The sequence below is a fragment of the Vibrio sp. JZG120 genome, assembly GCF_053890955.1.
Map to the genome: position 1 here is coordinate 141,061 of NZ_JBSRRK010000005.1, position 15,936 is coordinate 156,996.

Annotated in this window: 12 protein-coding genes and 1 pseudogene; 10 read left to right on the forward strand and 3 right to left on the reverse strand. The window is 46.5% G+C overall.

Features of this window, described 5'->3' with window-relative positions:
• Positions 1 to 3 precede the first annotated feature (3 nt).
• Together ACWPOD_RS12135 and ACWPOD_RS12140 are read right to left on the reverse strand one after the other, a co-directional pair.
• Complete coding sequence (locus ACWPOD_RS12135; protein WP_104971145.1) at positions 4 to 768, reverse strand: DUF3450 domain-containing protein; 765 nt, start codon at positions 766 to 768, stop codon at positions 4 to 6.
• A 65-nt stretch (positions 769 to 833) separates the two neighbouring features.
• On the reverse strand, positions 834 to 3,434 hold the full coding sequence (locus tag ACWPOD_RS12140) for a TonB-dependent receptor plug domain-containing protein (RefSeq protein WP_047009405.1): 2,601 nt from the start codon (positions 3,432 to 3,434) through the stop codon (positions 834 to 836).
• Positions 3,435 to 4,254: 820 nt separating this feature from the next.
• Here ACWPOD_RS12140 and ACWPOD_RS12145 point away from each other — a divergent pair.
• From ACWPOD_RS12145 to ACWPOD_RS12175, 7 genes and pseudogenes are all read left to right on the forward strand, one after another.
• Positions 4,255 to 5,280: an ABC transporter permease subunit gene (locus ACWPOD_RS12145; RefSeq protein ID WP_005394935.1), complete on the forward strand. Its 1,026-nt coding sequence runs from the start codon at positions 4,255 to 4,257 to the stop codon at positions 5,278 to 5,280.
• Between the two features lies 1 nt (position 5,281).
• A complete protein-coding gene (locus tag ACWPOD_RS12150; protein WP_006741815.1) occupies positions 5,282 to 6,325 on the forward strand; it encodes an ABC transporter permease in 1,044 nt (347 codons plus the stop codon).
• A gap of 38 nt (positions 6,326 to 6,363) precedes the next feature.
• Complete coding sequence (locus tag ACWPOD_RS12155; RefSeq protein ID WP_005394933.1) at positions 6,364 to 8,190, forward strand: extracellular solute-binding protein; 1,827 nt, start codon at positions 6,364 to 6,366, stop codon at positions 8,188 to 8,190.
• Between the two features lie 9 nt (positions 8,191 to 8,199).
• The gene (locus ACWPOD_RS12160; protein WP_167427023.1) at positions 8,200 to 9,057 is read left to right on the forward strand and encodes an ABC transporter ATP-binding protein; all 858 of its coding nucleotides are present in this window, start codon (positions 8,200 to 8,202) and stop codon (positions 9,055 to 9,057) included.
• A gap of 35 nt (positions 9,058 to 9,092) precedes the next feature.
• The gene (locus tag ACWPOD_RS12165; RefSeq protein WP_005394930.1) at positions 9,093 to 9,932 is read left to right on the forward strand and encodes an ABC transporter ATP-binding protein; all 840 of its coding nucleotides are present in this window, start codon (positions 9,093 to 9,095) and stop codon (positions 9,930 to 9,932) included.
• A gap of 166 nt (positions 9,933 to 10,098) precedes the next feature.
• A complete protein-coding gene (locus ACWPOD_RS12170; protein WP_012841209.1) occupies positions 10,099 to 10,524 on the forward strand; it encodes a phosphate-starvation-inducible protein PsiE in 426 nt (141 codons plus the stop codon).
• A 238-nt stretch (positions 10,525 to 10,762) separates the two neighbouring features.
• Positions 10,763 to 10,849: pseudogene (locus tag ACWPOD_RS12175) on the forward strand (transcription elongation factor GreB); the annotation flags it as partial.
• A gap of 40 nt (positions 10,850 to 10,889) precedes the next feature.
• On the opposite strand, the gene ACWPOD_RS12180 reads toward ACWPOD_RS12175, so the two are convergent.
• On the reverse strand, positions 10,890 to 11,672 hold the full coding sequence (locus ACWPOD_RS12180; RefSeq protein WP_167427022.1) for an AraC family transcriptional regulator: 783 nt from the start codon (positions 11,670 to 11,672) through the stop codon (positions 10,890 to 10,892).
• A 168-nt stretch (positions 11,673 to 11,840) separates the two neighbouring features.
• On the opposite strand from ACWPOD_RS12180, the gene lhpI reads away from it, so the two are divergent.
• From lhpI to ACWPOD_RS12195, 3 genes are all read left to right on the forward strand, one after another.
• Positions 11,841 to 12,800 carry a bifunctional Delta(1)-pyrroline-2-carboxylate/Delta(1)-piperideine-2-carboxylate reductase gene (gene lhpI, locus ACWPOD_RS12185; protein ID WP_167427021.1) on the forward strand — a complete coding sequence of 320 codons (960 nt, stop codon included), beginning with the start codon at positions 11,841 to 11,843 and terminating at the stop codon, positions 12,798 to 12,800.
• Positions 12,801 to 12,934: 134 nt separating this feature from the next.
• Positions 12,935 to 14,419: a Na+/H+ antiporter NhaC gene (gene nhaC, locus ACWPOD_RS12190; protein ID WP_167427020.1), complete on the forward strand. Its 1,485-nt coding sequence runs from the start codon at positions 12,935 to 12,937 to the stop codon at positions 14,417 to 14,419.
• Positions 14,420 to 14,461: 42 nt separating this feature from the next.
• Complete coding sequence (locus tag ACWPOD_RS12195; RefSeq protein ID WP_167427019.1) at positions 14,462 to 15,745, forward strand: NAD(P)/FAD-dependent oxidoreductase; 1,284 nt, start codon at positions 14,462 to 14,464, stop codon at positions 15,743 to 15,745.
• Positions 15,746 to 15,936: the final 191 nt, after the last annotated feature.

A 15,936-nucleotide genomic window follows, 5' to 3' on the forward strand; every position in this document is an offset into this window, starting at 1 on the left:
CTCTTATTCCTCCCCAGCAAATACAGGCAGTTTGATTAGCGCTGGTGGCGCTTGCTTCTTCGCGATACGAAGGCCTTGCTGTACCGCGATGCGGTAGCTTTCTGGTAATGTTTCCCATTGACGTGTTTGTTGGTTCCACATACCTGTCTCACCACCGTCTGGAGATTGGAATAGAAGTGCTGTGCGACCAATACGTAGGAAATCGTAAGTCACGGTTTCACCATTTCGGTCTAGGCTAGCTTTGTAAGATTCGATTGAGCGAGAGAAGCCTTCTTCAATTTGGTACGCTTCCATCACTTTACGGAATTTCTCTGAAGTTGTTACGTCGGCGCGATCCATGAGACGACGCAGTTCTTGAACTCGCTTATTACGCTCTTTTTTCTGGAAAGGCAGATCGAGAGTCACAAATTCGTCGAGTGCATCGATCATTTTTAATGTAAGTGGCACCACTTCTGTTGCCGTTTGATCGATTTGAGCAATTTGGTTATTTAATGAGTCCAACTCGCCTTGCTGCGATTGAACCATACGGTTAATTTGCTCGTTGTAGACTTTCATACTGTCGATTTGACGAAGTAAGCCTTTGTATTCTGCCAACATGCCTTCAGTGCTTTCGGCATAGTTGTCGATTTTTTGTTGCGAAGCTTCTGAAGATTGATTTGCTTTTGCTTGTGTGGAAACGACAGCACCAGAGTTGGCCGCTACAGAGCTACTACTGATAGTAAGCAATGCTGCAGCTATGGCACTGAGACCAAATTCCTTAAATTTCATGGTTGCATCCTTGTCAGTGTTTTAGTCAGTCGAAAAGGGCGCGGAAAACCCGCGCCAAATATTTTTTAGAAGTCGTATGATGCCTCGATGTAAAGCTGACGGCCGATTGGATCGTCATATCCAGTTGCATAGAATGGAGAGGTATCATTTAGAGGATCGGCAGGCGGTACCTTGTCAAACATGTTGATAGCACCAAGAGTTACACGACCACTCTCGTTGAATTGGTAAGAAGCCGTTAGGTTCCATGTTGTCATGCTCGCGATTTCTGCTTTGTAACCAGCTTTCTTAGCAGAGTCACAGTCATCAAAGTAGTAACGGTTCGCATAGCTTGAACACATACGGTCACGGTATTTACCAAATAGGTTGATAGCGACATCTTCATATGCCCAGCCAAGGTTTAACGTTGCGGTGTATTCAGGCATGAAATCTCTTTCATCCGTTACTGGCTCACTGTCGTTTTCTTGATATTCAGCAATCAAGATCTTAGTTACAGCTACGCGCGTATTGAATGAACCGAACTCATTAGTGTCGTAAGCATATTTCACAGCAAGGTCAACACCAGAACGCTCTTCATATGACTGGTTGACTGGGCCGTAAGATACGGACTTGATTGTACCATCTGTATTACGAACTACTTCTGTGCCTGGGTATTTACCTGGATCGTTAATTACGTCTTGGTAAGTTGGTGCTGTTACGACGTCTTCCATCTTGATGTGGTACCAGTCAACGGTTACGCCAAGGTCATCCACAGGTTCCCAAGCTAGACCCAAGTTAATGTTTGTACTTGTTTCTTCTTTCAGCTCAGAGTTAGGGCCGTTAAGCGTATCGAAGTATTGAGTATCACACTCTGGGTACTTATCTTTATCTTGTGGGCCGCTACCACCAGCGTTGGCACAAAGCACAGGGTCAAAACCAGAACCAAAGCCTCGAGTTTGATCGCCAAATAGTCGTTTCAAGTCAGGAGCTCGGAAACCTAGACCGTAGCTACCACGAAGCAATAGAGTGTCAGTAGGACGGTATGCTAGTGCTACTTTAGGAGTGAAGGCTCCGCCTGTTGCCGAGTCGTCGAAGTAGTGGTCATAACGACCAGCGACAGTCATTTCCAAATCTTCAATGATAGGAATTAGGGCTTCGACACCAAGACCAATCTGATCACGGTCACCGCCACCTGATGTTCCGCCTAGACCAGAGAAACCACCAGCTGCTGTTGTCGCATCAATCGTTTCATTGTAGTCAGTACGGTTCCATTCACCATAAACAGCAAAGCCAGACATACCAGCAGGCAGTTCAACCAAATCACCAGCCAGTGAGCCGTTAACAGAGTAAAGCTTTGAGTAGGCTTCTTTGCTTGATGTGCCGCTGTATTTGTTTACGACGTCTTGAGAGATAGGCCCTAGAAGATCGACATCGCCATTTTGTACGGCTTGATCAAGAGTTAGGAAGATTGCTGGGTTGCTTGTTTCAACGCTTTGCTCAGAGTAACCAGCTGATAGGTCCCAATCATACGTATCAGCAAGCAGGCCGTTCAAGCCTAAGGTTAAGCCAAAAGAATCGGCTTCAGTGTTACTTTCGCGTGGGCCAAATTCGACCATACGGCGAGTGTATTCACCTTCGCCACGGAAGTGAGTGGCATCAACTTCTACGCTGTAAGGGTTAGGTTCGAATTCAGATTCTGTAGACTTGTAGCCAAAACGGGCTTCTGCCATGGCAGTGACATTGTCGTTAATGTCCATCTCACCGCGTAAAAGCAGGTCTACTTGTTTGTTCTCTGGTTTCAACGTTCGGTATGCAGAGCGGTTAACACCACACTTGCCATCCGCTCGTTCAATAGCGGCATCACCAACGACTTCTTTACATGAAGAACCAGCATCAGCTGGTGTTAGAAGTGTTCCGTTTGCGCCTTCAAAGTTTGCACCGTAGCTAGAATAACCACTTAGCTGAGAACGGCTAGAACCGTCATCGCCAGCCCAATCATCTCGGTCAGATTGCTTAAGCATTTCGTTGCCCGCAAATTGGCCAACGAAGAGAATACGTTTATCGTCAAAATCTTTACCGGCAACAACGTCTAAACGGCCATTTTGGTAGCCACCATCTGTTGCGTCACCCGCACGTACTTTTACAGAAACGCCATCAAAGTCTTTCTTTAAAATGAAGTTTACGACACCGCCGATCGCGTCGGAGCCGTAGATAGCGGAACCTGAATCAGTCATTACTTCAACACGCTCGATAGCGGCAACAGGGATTTGACCAATGTCTTGGAAGTTAGAGGTGCCATCTTGAGCCAGTGGGTATTGAGGAAGGCGACGACCATCGATAAGAATCAATGTGCGTGAAGCGCCAAGACCACGTAAGTTGACTGACTGTGCTGCAGGTGTGAATGAGAAAGAGTTCGTTTGAGCCATTACACCACCGGTGTTTTGAGTCAAACTGTTCAACACGTCTTGCGCGCTGTTAAAACCTTTAGATTCAATATCTTTACTATTAATAACAGTAACTGGTGAAGGACCTTCCATATCCGTCGTGGAGATACGCGAACCAGTAACTTTCATCTTTTGAAGTTTTTCAACTTGTTGCTCTTCTGCCAGTGCTGTTGCTGGGGCTACGACTGCTGCTGTCCCTAACGCAAGGCTTATCGCAACAGATAAAGCGGTTGTGTTTTTATACATCCTTGTTGCTCCGATTATTATTATTTCCTATGTCTGGCCGCATAGCGGCCAATTGTGACGTTAATATTTCGTTAACGTTCGGCCAATGTATAACCGAGATGAAAAAAGGAAGTCAAACCAGTGGTAAACGGGGATGCTTAAATGTAAAAAAGATGTAAATAACCAGAGTTGGTTTAAAACGCGGAATAAAAAACTAAATAGCCTTACCAAGGCGACATCAAATTTCAATAAAACACCGTATTTTGTGTTTCTTATAAACTTTAATGACTTATCTTGCCTATGGTTTTTTAGTGGGTAATTGAATCTGAAAAAAGATATTTTTCCAGTGAATTGTTCTGAGATGAGTTTTATATCGAATCCATACTTTGGTGACTCGAACTTATAGGGTGGTATCAAAATATGATACCCATTGCTGTAAAAGGGCTCACTCGTATTTTTAGGTCAAATATACATGTGGTGGATATGTCTATTTATTCCATGTATTTGCATTTTTATGTAGGGTTTTGGCTCTAAACAGCCTAGATTGATATTCTGTGTGAATTATTTTTGTGGTTTTTTATAATTTTTTACAAAAACATTTCTGTTTTTCGACTTCGGAGGAAGTTTGTCATGTTTTGGTTTCAAACACTTGAAGCTGATGTGGATTCAAGATAAATATGACGCTGAAATTATTGCAGTAGTAGAAAAGTCTGGTTCTTGAAACGCAGGGAGTGTGTTTCAACAGTTTTAGTTACTACGAGATAAATATGCACCACTTTGGGCGGGGAACTTCCTCTTTCACTCTGCCTGAACTGGACAGTAGACAAGGAGCAAGTTGTATATGCTGTCGTACTTTTTACGCCGTTTGGCGTTGGTGATACCAACGTTTCTCGGGATAACTATTCTTATCTTTGCTATCACTCGTTTCGTGCCGGGCGGACCTGTTGAACGCATGTTGTCACAAATGCAGTCTCAAGGGGATGGTGCCGCATCAATGACGTCTGCTGGTGGCAATACCGCCCTTTCTGATGATCAAATCGCTGAGCTAAATGCGTTTTACGGTCTGGATAAGCCAGTGACAGAAGCGTATGTGGAGTGGCTAAGTCGCTTGGTCGTGCTAGACCTTGGTGAGTCAACACGTTACTACGAGCCTGTCTCTGACATGATTGCAGAGCGTTTACCTGTGTCGTTATTTTATGGCGGCATGACCTTTTTTATCAGTTATTTTATCTCGATCCCTCTTGGTTATTACAAGGCGCTCAAGCACGGCTCTGTGTTTGATTCCGCTTCTTCAATACTCATCTTTGTGGGCTATGCCTTGCCTGGCTATGTGGTGGGTGTATTGCTAATCACGCTATTTAGTTATCACTTGGAATGGTTTCCGATGGGAGGCTTTGTCGGCGATGACTTCGACGATTACGAAACTTTCTTTGAACGCGCCAAGGACATCATGTGGCACGCGGTGTTGCCTTTAATCTGTTACCTCATTGGCGACTTTGCAACACTGACAATGACGATGAAAAACAACCTGATGGAAAACCTTTCTTCAGACTATATCCGTACAGCTATCGCGAAGGGCTTACCTTTCAAAAAGGCGGTTCGTAAGCACGCGTTGCGTAACAGCTTAATCCCAATCGCGAGTCACTTTGGTAACTCTTTGTTGTTCTTCATGACTGGTGCCTTCCTGATTGAAGTTATCTTCAATATTGATGGCATTGGTTTATTGGGTTACGAATCAATCATGGAGCGTGATTACCCTGTTGTTATGGGTATTGTCGCCATTAATGCGCTGTTGCTGCTCATTGGTAACATTATTTCAGATATTTGTGTTGCTTTAGTCGACCCACGTGTGAAGTTTGGAGCGTAACATGATTAAAGTTAGTCCATTAACTCAAAAGAAAATTCGCCACTTTAAAGAGATCAAACGAGGTTATTGGTCGTTTGTCATTCTCTCAATCATGTTGATCCTGTCGCTCTTTGCTGAACTTCTGATTAATAGTAAAGCGCTAGTCGTCAAGTACGATGGTAGCTACTATTTTCCTGTTGTCAGTGATGTCCGTTTAGGCAGTGAATTCGGCCAAGAGTCATCCAGCGAAGCGGATTATCGCGTGCTGCAAAAAGCGTTTGAGGCCGAAGGGGGCGACAACTTTGTTATTTTGCCGCTTGTGCCATGGAACCCATATGAACAAGATTTTAGTGGTGATTTCCCGCCAACAGCACCTAGTGCCGAAAACAAGCATTATTTAGGTACAGATGTGATAGGTCGCGATATTTTGGCGCGACTTGTCTACGGATTCAGAACGGCAATGGGATTTGCTTTGCTCACCATGGCAATTTCCTACGCGATCGGCACCGCAGTTGGTTGTGCTATGGGCTTTTGGGGCGGTAAATTTGACTTGTTTGTGCAGAGACTTATCGAAATCTGGTCAATGGTGCCGTTTTTGTACGTCATTATGATTCTTGTCTCAATCGTTCAGCCGACGTTCGCTCTCTTTGTCGCTATTAACGTGCTTTTCACTTGGATGGGGATGACATGGTACATGCGAACCATGACCTATAAAGAAGCGGCACGAGAATACGTAATGGCGGCACGTGCTTTAGGGGCATCGACGGGACGTATTTTGTTTAATCACATCCTACCGAATACGATGGTAATGATTGTGACATTGGCGCCGTTCACTATTGCAGCAAACATCACTGCGCTGACCGCTTTGGATTATCTAGGTTTAGGTCTGATGCCACCAACGCCAAGTTGGGGGGAACTGCTACAACAAGGTAAATCTAACCTAGACTCGCCATGGATTGTTGCCTCAGTGGTGACGTCAATTGTACTCGTGTTGGTAATGGTGACCTTTATTGGTGAAGCCATTCGAGCGGCCTTCGACCCGAAAAAATTCACACGCTATGTTTAAGCGAGCATTGTGAGCAAAACATAAAAAAGGGAAGTTTTATGAAGAAATTATTTTTAGCGTCCACGCTGAGCGCCCTGAGTTTTGGTGCAATGTCAGCAACGCTTCCGACGGACTTAAACTGGCAAACAAACTGGGATGAGCCTCAATATGGTTCGCCTGAAGCGAAACGTGGAGGGACCTATCGCACCTTCATGTCAAGTTTTCCACAGACGTTACGTAGTGTTGGCCCAGACGCTAATGCGGGGTTGCGTTCCTTTATCTTGGATGAAACCCCTGGATTGGTGGTTCGCCACCCAGACACTTTAGAGTTCATCCCTGAACTTGCTAATGAGTGGGCGTTAGCTGGCGACAATAAAACCGTCTATTTCAAACTCAACCCAGAAGCTAAATGGTCGGACGGCAAGCCTGTGACTGCCGACGATTTTGTATTCATGCTTAAGTTTTATCGTTCTAAGGATATCCTAGAGCCTTGGTACAACGATTATTACAACAAAACCATTGCGGACGTTATTAAGTACGACGCTCATACGTTTGCTGTTAAGGCCGCGAAAGAGTTCAATCCGGAAGAATTGTTGCTAAGAATGGGGGCCCTACGCCCACGTCCCGCACACTTTTATGCCAATCCTTCAAAGGACGAAAATGGTGATGGTATTCACGACAACTTTGTCCGTTACTACAACTTTAAAAGTGAACCAACGACCAGTGCGTACTACCTAGATGATATCAAAAAAGGTAGAAGTGTGACTTTCAAACATGTTGGTGAAGATTGGTGGGGTTACAGCAATAAGTACTACCAAAATCGCTACAATGTCGACAAGATTCGCATCACGGTGATCCGCGATAGCGATATTGCGATGAAGCATTTTGAAAAGGGTAAGTTGGATGCATTTGGTCTGGTTCTGCCAAGTCTATGGCACGATAAATCGAACACAGAACCGTACCAAAAAGGCTACATTCAAAAGTTCTGGGGTTACAACCAATTTCCAGTCGGTGCGGGCGGCGTATGGATGAACACCGCGATGCCTTTACTGGATGATTTAAACGTTCGCAAGGGCATTACTTACGCAATTGATTTTGATGGCATGATTGAGAATATCATGCGTGGTGACTACTCCCGTAAGCCAAACCCGACCGGTTATGGCCATGGTAAATACACCCTACCAGACGCGAAAGCACCGAAATTTGACCCCGCAAAAGCGGCCGAGGCATTCGAAGCCGCAGGCTTTAACAAAATTGGTTCCGATGGTATTCGTGTCAATGACAAAGGTGAGCGTTTAAGCTTCGAGCTGACCTACGGAACACCTGTTCATACTCCTCGTATTGCTTTTTTGCGTGAGCAAGCCAAGCTAGCAGGGTTGGATATTGAGCTCAAGTTGGTTGATGGCTCATCCATGTTCAAATACGTCCGTGAGAAAAAGCACGATTTGGCTTTCTTAGATATGGGTACGTCCGAGATCCCAACGTATTGGGAGTACTTCCATTCAGTCAATGCGAACAAGCCGCAAACTAACTCTTTCACAAACTACAGCACGCCAGAGCTGGATGAAAAGATCATCGAGTATCGTTTTAGCATGGATATGGATAAAAAGATCCAGCTAGGTCATGAGATTCAGCGTGACATCATTGATGCGCACGTTATCGTAACAGGCTACATGATTCCTTATGTCCGCTACGGTCACTGGCGCTGGCTAAAGTTTCCTGATAAGCCAATGAATCGCATGACAGAGGCGTTGTTCAGTGGTGGCATCATAGGGGATGGCACTTACTGGATTGATAGCGATATCAAGAAAGAAACCAAACAAGCGATGAAATCAGGCAAAGCTTTTGAACCTGTCGTCGTCGTAGATGACACTTATAAGCTGTAAGGATTGGTTATGGAAAACGATGTAATCCTAAGTGTTAAAGATCTCGAAGTTGAATTCACCACCGATGATGGACCAGTGAAGGTGCTGCATGGTGTGAACTTTGATGTGAGAGCTGGACGTACACTCGGTCTGGTGGGAGAGTCAGGCAGTGGTAAGAGCGTAACCTCAATGTCGATCATGGGTCTTTTACCTAAGCCATATGGCAACATCATCAAAGGTGAAGTGAATTATCGCGGCACCAACCTAGTTGATTTGCCTGCGGAAGAGATGTACGCCATGCGTGGCGATCGCATTTCGATCATCTTCCAAGATCCGATGACGGCGCTAAATCCAGTACACACCATTGGTCGCCAAATATGTGAAGTGCTTGAACTTCATCGACCTGAGCTCGACAAAAAGGAGCGGGAGGCTTTCTCGATCGAGATGCTGGCAAAAGTCAAAATCCCAATGCCAGAGAAACGATTGAATGAGTATCCCCATAACCTATCTGGCGGTATGCGCCAGCGTGTAATGATCGCGATGGCGTTGGCCTGTAAGCCGGATATTCTGATTTGTGATGAACCGACTACGGCGTTGGATGTTACGGTTCAGGCGTCTATCCTTGAACTGATGAATGAGCTTCAGGAAGAAACAGGCATGGCAATGATCTTCATTACTCACGACCTCGGGGTTGTGGCTGAAGTGTGTGATGATGTTGCCGTGATGTATGGTGGGCGTATTGTCGAAAAAGCAGAAATTTTTGAGTTGTTTGATAACCCACAGCACCCATACACGGAGCGTTTGATGGGGTTGATGCCGAGCTTAGATAATGAGCCGAAGCAGATGATCGATATCAAGCCTATTGATGCCAGTATGTTTGTCAGTTAACTGGGCAAAGTGAACGAGTCATAAAAGAGGATGTTATGGCAAAAGAAGTATTAAGAATTGAAAATCTTAAGCAGCACTTTGTTTCTGGTAAAGGGCTGTTCAAGAAAGGCTACACCATCAAAGCGGTAGACGGGGTTTCACTGTCTGTTTCTGAAGGTGAAACACTGGGGCTAGTTGGTGAGTCAGGTTGTGGTAAAAGCACCCTTGGGCGCACGATCTTAAAGTTATACGAGCCAACGGAAGGTAAGATTTTCTTTGAAGGTAAAGACATCACTAAACTGTCTGTCAAAGAGATGCGATCGCTGCGTAAAGACATGCAAATCGTCTTTCAAGACCCAATGGAATCACTCAATCAGCGTCATACCATCGGTATGATTCTAGAAGAACCGTTTGTTATTCATAAAATCGGTACACCAGCCGAGCGCAAACAGTGGGTAAAAGAGCTTTTAATCAAGGTGGGTTTGCCAGAAACGGCAGTCAACCGCTATCCACATGAGTTTTCAGGCGGCCAACGTCAGCGTATCGGTATTGCTCGCGCGATTGCATTGAAGCCTAAATTACTGATTTGTGATGAATCGGTATCTGCGTTAGATGTGTCGGTACAGGCACAAATTCTGAACCTATTACTACAACTGCAACAAGAGATGAACTTGGCGATCATCTTTATCTCTCACGATCTCTCTGTGGTGAAACACGTTTCAGACAAAGTTGCCGTGATGTATTTTGGTAAAGTGGTAGAAGCAGGCAGCGCGAAAGAAATTTATGCAAACCCGCAAAACGAGTACACCAAGAAACTCCTATCTGCGATTCCGATCACCCACCCTAAATATCGGAAGAAAAAGCGCCTGGCTGAAAAAAAGCAGCAAGTGGCGTAAGTGATGCCACAGGTCCTATAACACAAAAACGCTCCGCCAAATAAGCGGAGCATTTTTATAGGTCTATGTTAGGTCTTGGTGTTGATTGACGCCTGAGTATTATGATTGATTGAAGATCGTTGCATGCTAAACTCAAGGCCTATCTTCTTTGTCTGGATAATGGACCATGCCGTCGAATTTACCGAAATCCTTTAGTCGACCATTCCTGAAAATCTTCCATATTTTGGAGGCGGTATTACTAGTCTCTATTACCTTGGCGACGTTGTACGCCATGATGCAAGAGTTTGTACACGTATTTGTCGAGAAGCGTGTCTTACTCACGGATATTCTTTTGATGTTTATCTATCTGGAAGTGCTCGCCATGGTGCAGCAGTTCGTGATGAACGGAAAAATTCCGGTACGCTATCCTATCTATATCGCGATGATGGCGATCGCCCGCTATATCACACTTGGAATGAAAGAACTGGATGCGGTTTTGGTTGTGTGGTTATCTCTGGCAGCGTTTATCTTAGCTGCGGCAACCTTGCTCATCAGAGTCGGGCATCATTATTGGCCCTACGTTGATAACAGAACCTTGGAAAAAGATGAATAAAAGAAAGTCCCGCACTAGCGGGGCTTTTTTGTTTCAATACTCGATGACTTTTAGATCATTCAATGTTTTGGAACTGTCTTTCTGAGCGTGTGTTTTTATTAAAAAAACAAAACATTAAGCTTTTTATTCATATTTGAAGACTTTTTGAATCAGTTTGGACACTAGAAAACTGCTTGTTAATGCTGGTGGCCTGTTCATGGATAGATACACAGGGGCAATGCCCATGAGGGGTCTAAGACTAAAAATAGAAGTCGACGATGAGTTTAGCGTCAAAACCCCAGAAGGTTACAAAGAGTGGTTTGTGAACGCCATTCGCTACTCATAAATGACGTTGTTCAGCCTGTAGTTAGGCCTAGTGCATACGTTTAGCGCGACTTTCGGCGTACGTCACTAGGCGAATGCTGAAAGCTGCGTTTGTAGGCACGAGAAAAACTCGACAGCTGCGCAAACCCGACTTCGGCGGCAAGTTCTGTCATAGGCATATGGCTGTTACGCAGCAAAAATTGTGCTTTTTGCATGCGTCTCTGCATCACGTATTTTTGTGGTGTCACTCCAAACTGCCTTTGGCATAAGCAGTAAAAATGGCTTTCGCTGAGGTGCATCGCCTGAGCTAGCTGAGCATTGGTTAACGCAGTCGAAATGTTTTGATCGATATACGTATTCAAATGGCTGGCTTCTAAGCGACGATGCGGGGCTGGTGGTGTGACATTGGATGACATTTGCCCAAGCTGCGTTAAAAATAATGACACGAGCTGGCAGTTTATCTGTGGTGACATTTGCCCCTGACTGACTTTCTGCGCAGCAAAATCCAGCAATATCCGACTTTCTGTACCCAAGTCTAGGAAGTAAGGCTGCTGAAATACCGATTCCTTTAATGACAAGTTACACGCTTGTTCCAGCGCTTGGATGTAAGGGTCAGCCGGCGCTAAGTCGATGACTAATAACTCACTATCTTCACTTAAGCCATTATAAAAATGGGGGGCATTATCGGGCACTATCGCCACTGTGCCATGGCCTATATTTCCACTTTCGCGTTCAAACTCGCACGCCATTGTGCCTCGCCAGCCTAACAATACCTGAGCGTAGCTGTGCAGGTGTTGGCCCTGGCGTCTGGCAATAACATTTCTTCTTATCTGAGTTTGATTCACAGTGAGTTTCCTACTTGTATCCGCGCGCTTAGTTTGCCCAATGTAGCTTTTCCTTTCCCAAAGTTTTTCAGTTCCGGAGTCTGGGTTAAATACCGCAGAGTCTCGGGCAAATGAATGGCGCTATTAATAGATAAAATAACAATATATTAACAAGGAAGGAAGAATGACATGCAACTTAACCAGCAACAGGTTCGCGATGCACTAGCTTGGCTACCATTGGTCGACGCTTTAAAAGATATTTTTACCCGTGATGTAACGGCGCCTATTCGTCACCATCACACGATGAATGTGCCGCAAGACCCTAGCGCGACCTTGTTATTAATGCCGGCATGGATTGAAGGCGAGTACTTGGGCGTAAAACAGGTGAATGTCTTTCCGGGGAATTCTGCGCGTAATCAACCTGGACTCAGCAGTCACTATTTACTGAGTTGTGGTCAGACAGGGCAAATGCTGGCTCAGATCGATGGCAATGAGCTCACCGCGCGCAGAACTGCGGCGGCCTCGGCACTGGCTTCTCGTTACCTCTCGCGTGAAACGGCCAGCAAAATGTTGATGGTTGGTGCAGGACGCGTTGCACGACGCCTAGTACCAGCCCATATGAGTGTACGTCCAATTGAAACTGTTCATGTGTGGGATATTAATCCGGCTGCGGCAGAGCAATTGGCTATAGAATTGCGTGATGAGGGCGTTGATGCCATTGCATGCTCCGATGAGCAACTAGAAACGGTCGCGCGCGAAGCCGATCTCATTAGCTGTGCCACGCTTTCAACCGAGCCCCTAATTAAAGGTGAGTGGCTGAAGCCGGGCGCGCACTTAGATTTGGTGGGGAGTTTTACACCGACAATGCGCGAGACTGACAACGAAGCGTTACAGAGAGCGAATGTATTCGTGGATGTGAAGGCGGCGGCACTGGTTGAAACGGGCGAGTTGATCATGCCTATCCGTGACGGAGCGATTACCGAAGAGAAGATTTTAGCGGACTTTTCGGTGTTGTGTAGTGGCCAACATGCAGGACGTGCAGAGCTCGACGAACCAGAAACAGCGATCACGTTGTTTAAATCGGTTGGCGACTCTCGTGAAGATCTGGCGGGCGCGATTCTAGCTTATCAGTCAGTGCAGGGTGCGTAAATCGTAATCAGGCCGACGCATATCTTGGCTTTTCTTTTGCCCTGCTTGCGGCTTTGTTATCCGCTATCAGGTTTTCCATGCGCGCCGCACCTTTTCAGGTGCGGTCCCTCGCGACGTGATTTGGAAAAAGACCTATGACTAAAAAGAACTCAGATTATACGGTGCCGCCACCACTAGGCTTGGCGGTCGTACCGATTATCCTCACCATTGGCTTGTTAGCGACACAGATTTTTTATTATGACGACTTTACTCCACATATCGCGTTAGCGATTGGTTTTGCTATTACCGCGTTAGTTGGCTGGTACCAAGGGCTGCGTTGGCAGGACATCGAATCCGGCGCATTTCGTGTCTTACATGTGGCGATGCCCTCCATTGCAACCCTTATTGTGGTAGGGATGCTGGTAAGTACATGGATAGCCAGTGGCACAGTACCGACTCTTATCTATTACGGTTTAGTCTTGATTGAACCAGAGTGGTTTTTGGCAGCCACCATGCTGTTGTGCTCTTTGGTATCTCTTTCGATTGGTTCGAGTTGGACAACCGTGGGCACGGTCGGGCTGGCGTTGGTTGGAATCGGTTTTGCGTTTGGTATTCCAGCATATTGGACGGCGGGTGCCGTTGTCTCAGGCGCTTTTTTCGGCGACAAGATCTCACCGTTATCGGATACCACTAACCTTGCTGCCGCCGTAACCGAAACCAATGTATTCGCTCATATTCGTAATATGATGCCGACAACCATTCCAGCTATGCTGATCGCTTTGACGCTGTACTCGATTCTTGGTGGTGTGGTGATGGGGGATGCGACCTCTGACGCTCAACAACAGCTACAACAAATCACCGCGATTCAATCGGGCATGGAGAGTCATTTCTTACTCGGTTTGTTGCCTTTACTGCCGCTCTTGGTGGTGATGCTATTGGCGTTTTACAAAATAGCACCGATCCCAGCCCTGTTTATTGGCTTTGTTCTCGGCGCTGGTGTCGCGGTTCATAATTACGATTACAATCTGAATGACATTCTCACGTTTGCCCACAGTGGGTACAAGATAGAGACCGGATCGGCCGCGTTGGATAACTTACTAAATCGCGGTGGCGTTACCTCAATGACTTGGGTGATCACTTTGATGATGTTTGCGTTGGCATTTGGTGGTGCACTGGAGCGGACTGGGTGTTTAGAGTCGGTCGTGAATGCCGTGATGAAGTCGACACGAGGCTTCAAAGGGTTACAAACGAATGCCATTCTTACTTCCGTTGCGACCAACGCCGTATCGGGTGATGTGTACCTCTCGATTGCTTTACCTGGGCGTATGTTTGGGCCGCAATATGACAAGTTGGGCTATAGCCGACTCAATCTTTCCAGGGCGATTGAAGAAGGGGGCACCTTAGTCTCGCCATTGATCCCTTGGAATGCAGGTGGTGCATTTGTGATGGGAACTTTGGGGCTGATTGTCGCACCAGGCGATTACAGTGCTTTGTTGTATGCACCGTTGGCGTTTGCTTGTTGGTTATCACCTGCGATTGGCATTTTATACGCCCAGACAGGGTGGTTCTCAAAGCGTGTGGAGCAAGAGGCGCCGGCAAGCACAGAGCCTGTCTCACCAGCGAGTAGCAGTACCCATTAAACCGTAGCCAATACATTCTTTAGCTAAGCCAGTAGGTAGAACATGACACAATCCGCGAAACATACCCCTTTTAACGACGAGCCCACCGTTGCGGTAGTGGGGGCTGGAGTGTTGGGGCTTTGTACCGCCCTAGAAGCACAGCGTCATGGCTTTCAAGTCACTTTGTTTGACAAGGGTTTGCCGGGTGAAGGCGCTTCGTTTGGTAATGCTGGCTATTTAGCTACAGAACTGATTGATCCTCTGGCAACGAAAAAGACACTGGCTGCCGCGCCAAGGATGTGGATGGATCCCAAGGGGCCGTTGGCCCTTCCTTGGAAGTATTTACCTCAAGCCCTGCCTTGGTTGGCGCGTTTTGTTCGCTCGGCTTCTTCTGCACGAGTGGAGGCAAGCCGACAAGCGCTCTACCAGCTCAATCAAGCGGCCGTTCCTGCTTGGCAACGCTGCTTGGCTGATATAGGGGCCGAAGAATATCTTGTTCCGTCAGGTTACCTGTTGGTATGGGAGTCAGAAAATAAGTTAGACGAGGCCAAAACGCATGCTGCTTACCTTGCTCAATGGGACATAGAAAGTGTCCTACTGCAGGGCGCACAACTGAGGGAAAAAGAGCCAGAGCTGGCTGAGACTGTCAGTCACGCTCTGTTTTTCCCTAATGCGTGTCGAGTGAAAGATCCTTATTTACTATCGAAGCAACTGTTTGCGGTTTTTCAAGCGCGCGGTGGGTGTTTTGAACAAACAGAAGTGAGTGAAATTCTTCTGCAAGAGAACGCCGTTGGGGTGGTCACAGCGACGAGTCAAAATAAGTTCGAGCACGTGGTGCTTTGCACCGGCGCTTGGGGTAAGCCTCTGTTAGAACAAACAGGGATATCTGTCCCACTTGAAGCGGAGCGTGGATACCACCTGACGATAGAGACTGCCGACATGGAGACGCCGCCACTCCAACATCCGATTGGCTCTGCGGAGCGTAAATTTGTGATGAGCCCTTTGGCGTCTGGTTTAAGGGTGGTTGGGATCACGGAAATAGGTGGTTTGCGTTTACCGGAATTTACTCGCAGGTTTAATGTGCTGCGCCATCACAGTAGGCAACTATTGCCACGATTAAACAACCCTGCTCTTAAAGTGAGTGAATGGATGGGACATAGGCCGACTCTGGCGGATTCGTTGCCAGTGATAGACCAGCACCCGCGTCATCCACGGTTATTGTTTGCCTTTGGGAATCAGCACCTAGGGCTGACTCAAGCCGCCATTAGTGCAGAGTTGGTTATTAGCCTATTGCGCCAAGTGGAGCCTGAGTTTGACGTGCAGCCGTATCGGGTAGACCGATTCTAAGGCCCGAAGACAGCAGATAGTAGAGTGATAAAAAAGCACGTCGAACGGAGATCTCACATGTCGATTCACACTGGCACATCATTGATATATTGCCACTTGCCTGCGCCTGATTACCCCCCGCAGATTCGTGGTTGATGATGAATTCCATGGATGTGTATAGAAGAGCGAAATAAGAAAGCCCTTTTAATTAA

Excerpts from the sequence above, each read along its gene's own strand:
- ACWPOD_RS12165 (WP_005394930.1), top strand. The coding sequence starts at position 9,093 with ATGGCAAAAGAAGTATTAAGAATTGAAAATCTTAAGCAGCACTTTGTT.
- ACWPOD_RS12160 (WP_167427023.1), top strand. The coding sequence starts at position 8,200 with ATGGAAAACGATGTAATCCTAAGTGTTAAAGATCTCGAAGTTGAATTC.
- lhpI (WP_167427021.1), top strand. The coding sequence starts at position 11,841 with ATGCAACTTAACCAGCAACAGGTTCGCGATGCACTAGCTTGGCTACCA.
- ACWPOD_RS12145 (WP_005394935.1), top strand. The coding sequence starts at position 4,255 with ATGCTGTCGTACTTTTTACGCCGTTTGGCGTTGGTGATACCAACGTTT.
- ACWPOD_RS12150 (WP_006741815.1), top strand. The coding sequence starts at position 5,282 with ATGATTAAAGTTAGTCCATTAACTCAAAAGAAAATTCGCCACTTTAAA.
- ACWPOD_RS12135 (WP_104971145.1), bottom strand. The coding sequence starts at position 768 with ATGAAATTTAAGGAATTTGGTCTCAGTGCCATAGCTGCAGCATTGCTT.
- ACWPOD_RS12155 (WP_005394933.1), top strand. The coding sequence starts at position 6,364 with ATGAAGAAATTATTTTTAGCGTCCACGCTGAGCGCCCTGAGTTTTGGT.
- ACWPOD_RS12140 (WP_047009405.1), bottom strand. The coding sequence starts at position 3,434 with ATGTATAAAAACACAACCGCTTTATCTGTTGCGATAAGCCTTGCGTTA.
- ACWPOD_RS12195 (WP_167427019.1), top strand. The coding sequence starts at position 14,462 with ATGACACAATCCGCGAAACATACCCCTTTTAACGACGAGCCCACCGTT.
- ACWPOD_RS12170 (WP_012841209.1), top strand. The coding sequence starts at position 10,099 with ATGCCGTCGAATTTACCGAAATCCTTTAGTCGACCATTCCTGAAAATC.
- nhaC (WP_167427020.1), top strand. The coding sequence starts at position 12,935 with ATGACTAAAAAGAACTCAGATTATACGGTGCCGCCACCACTAGGCTTG.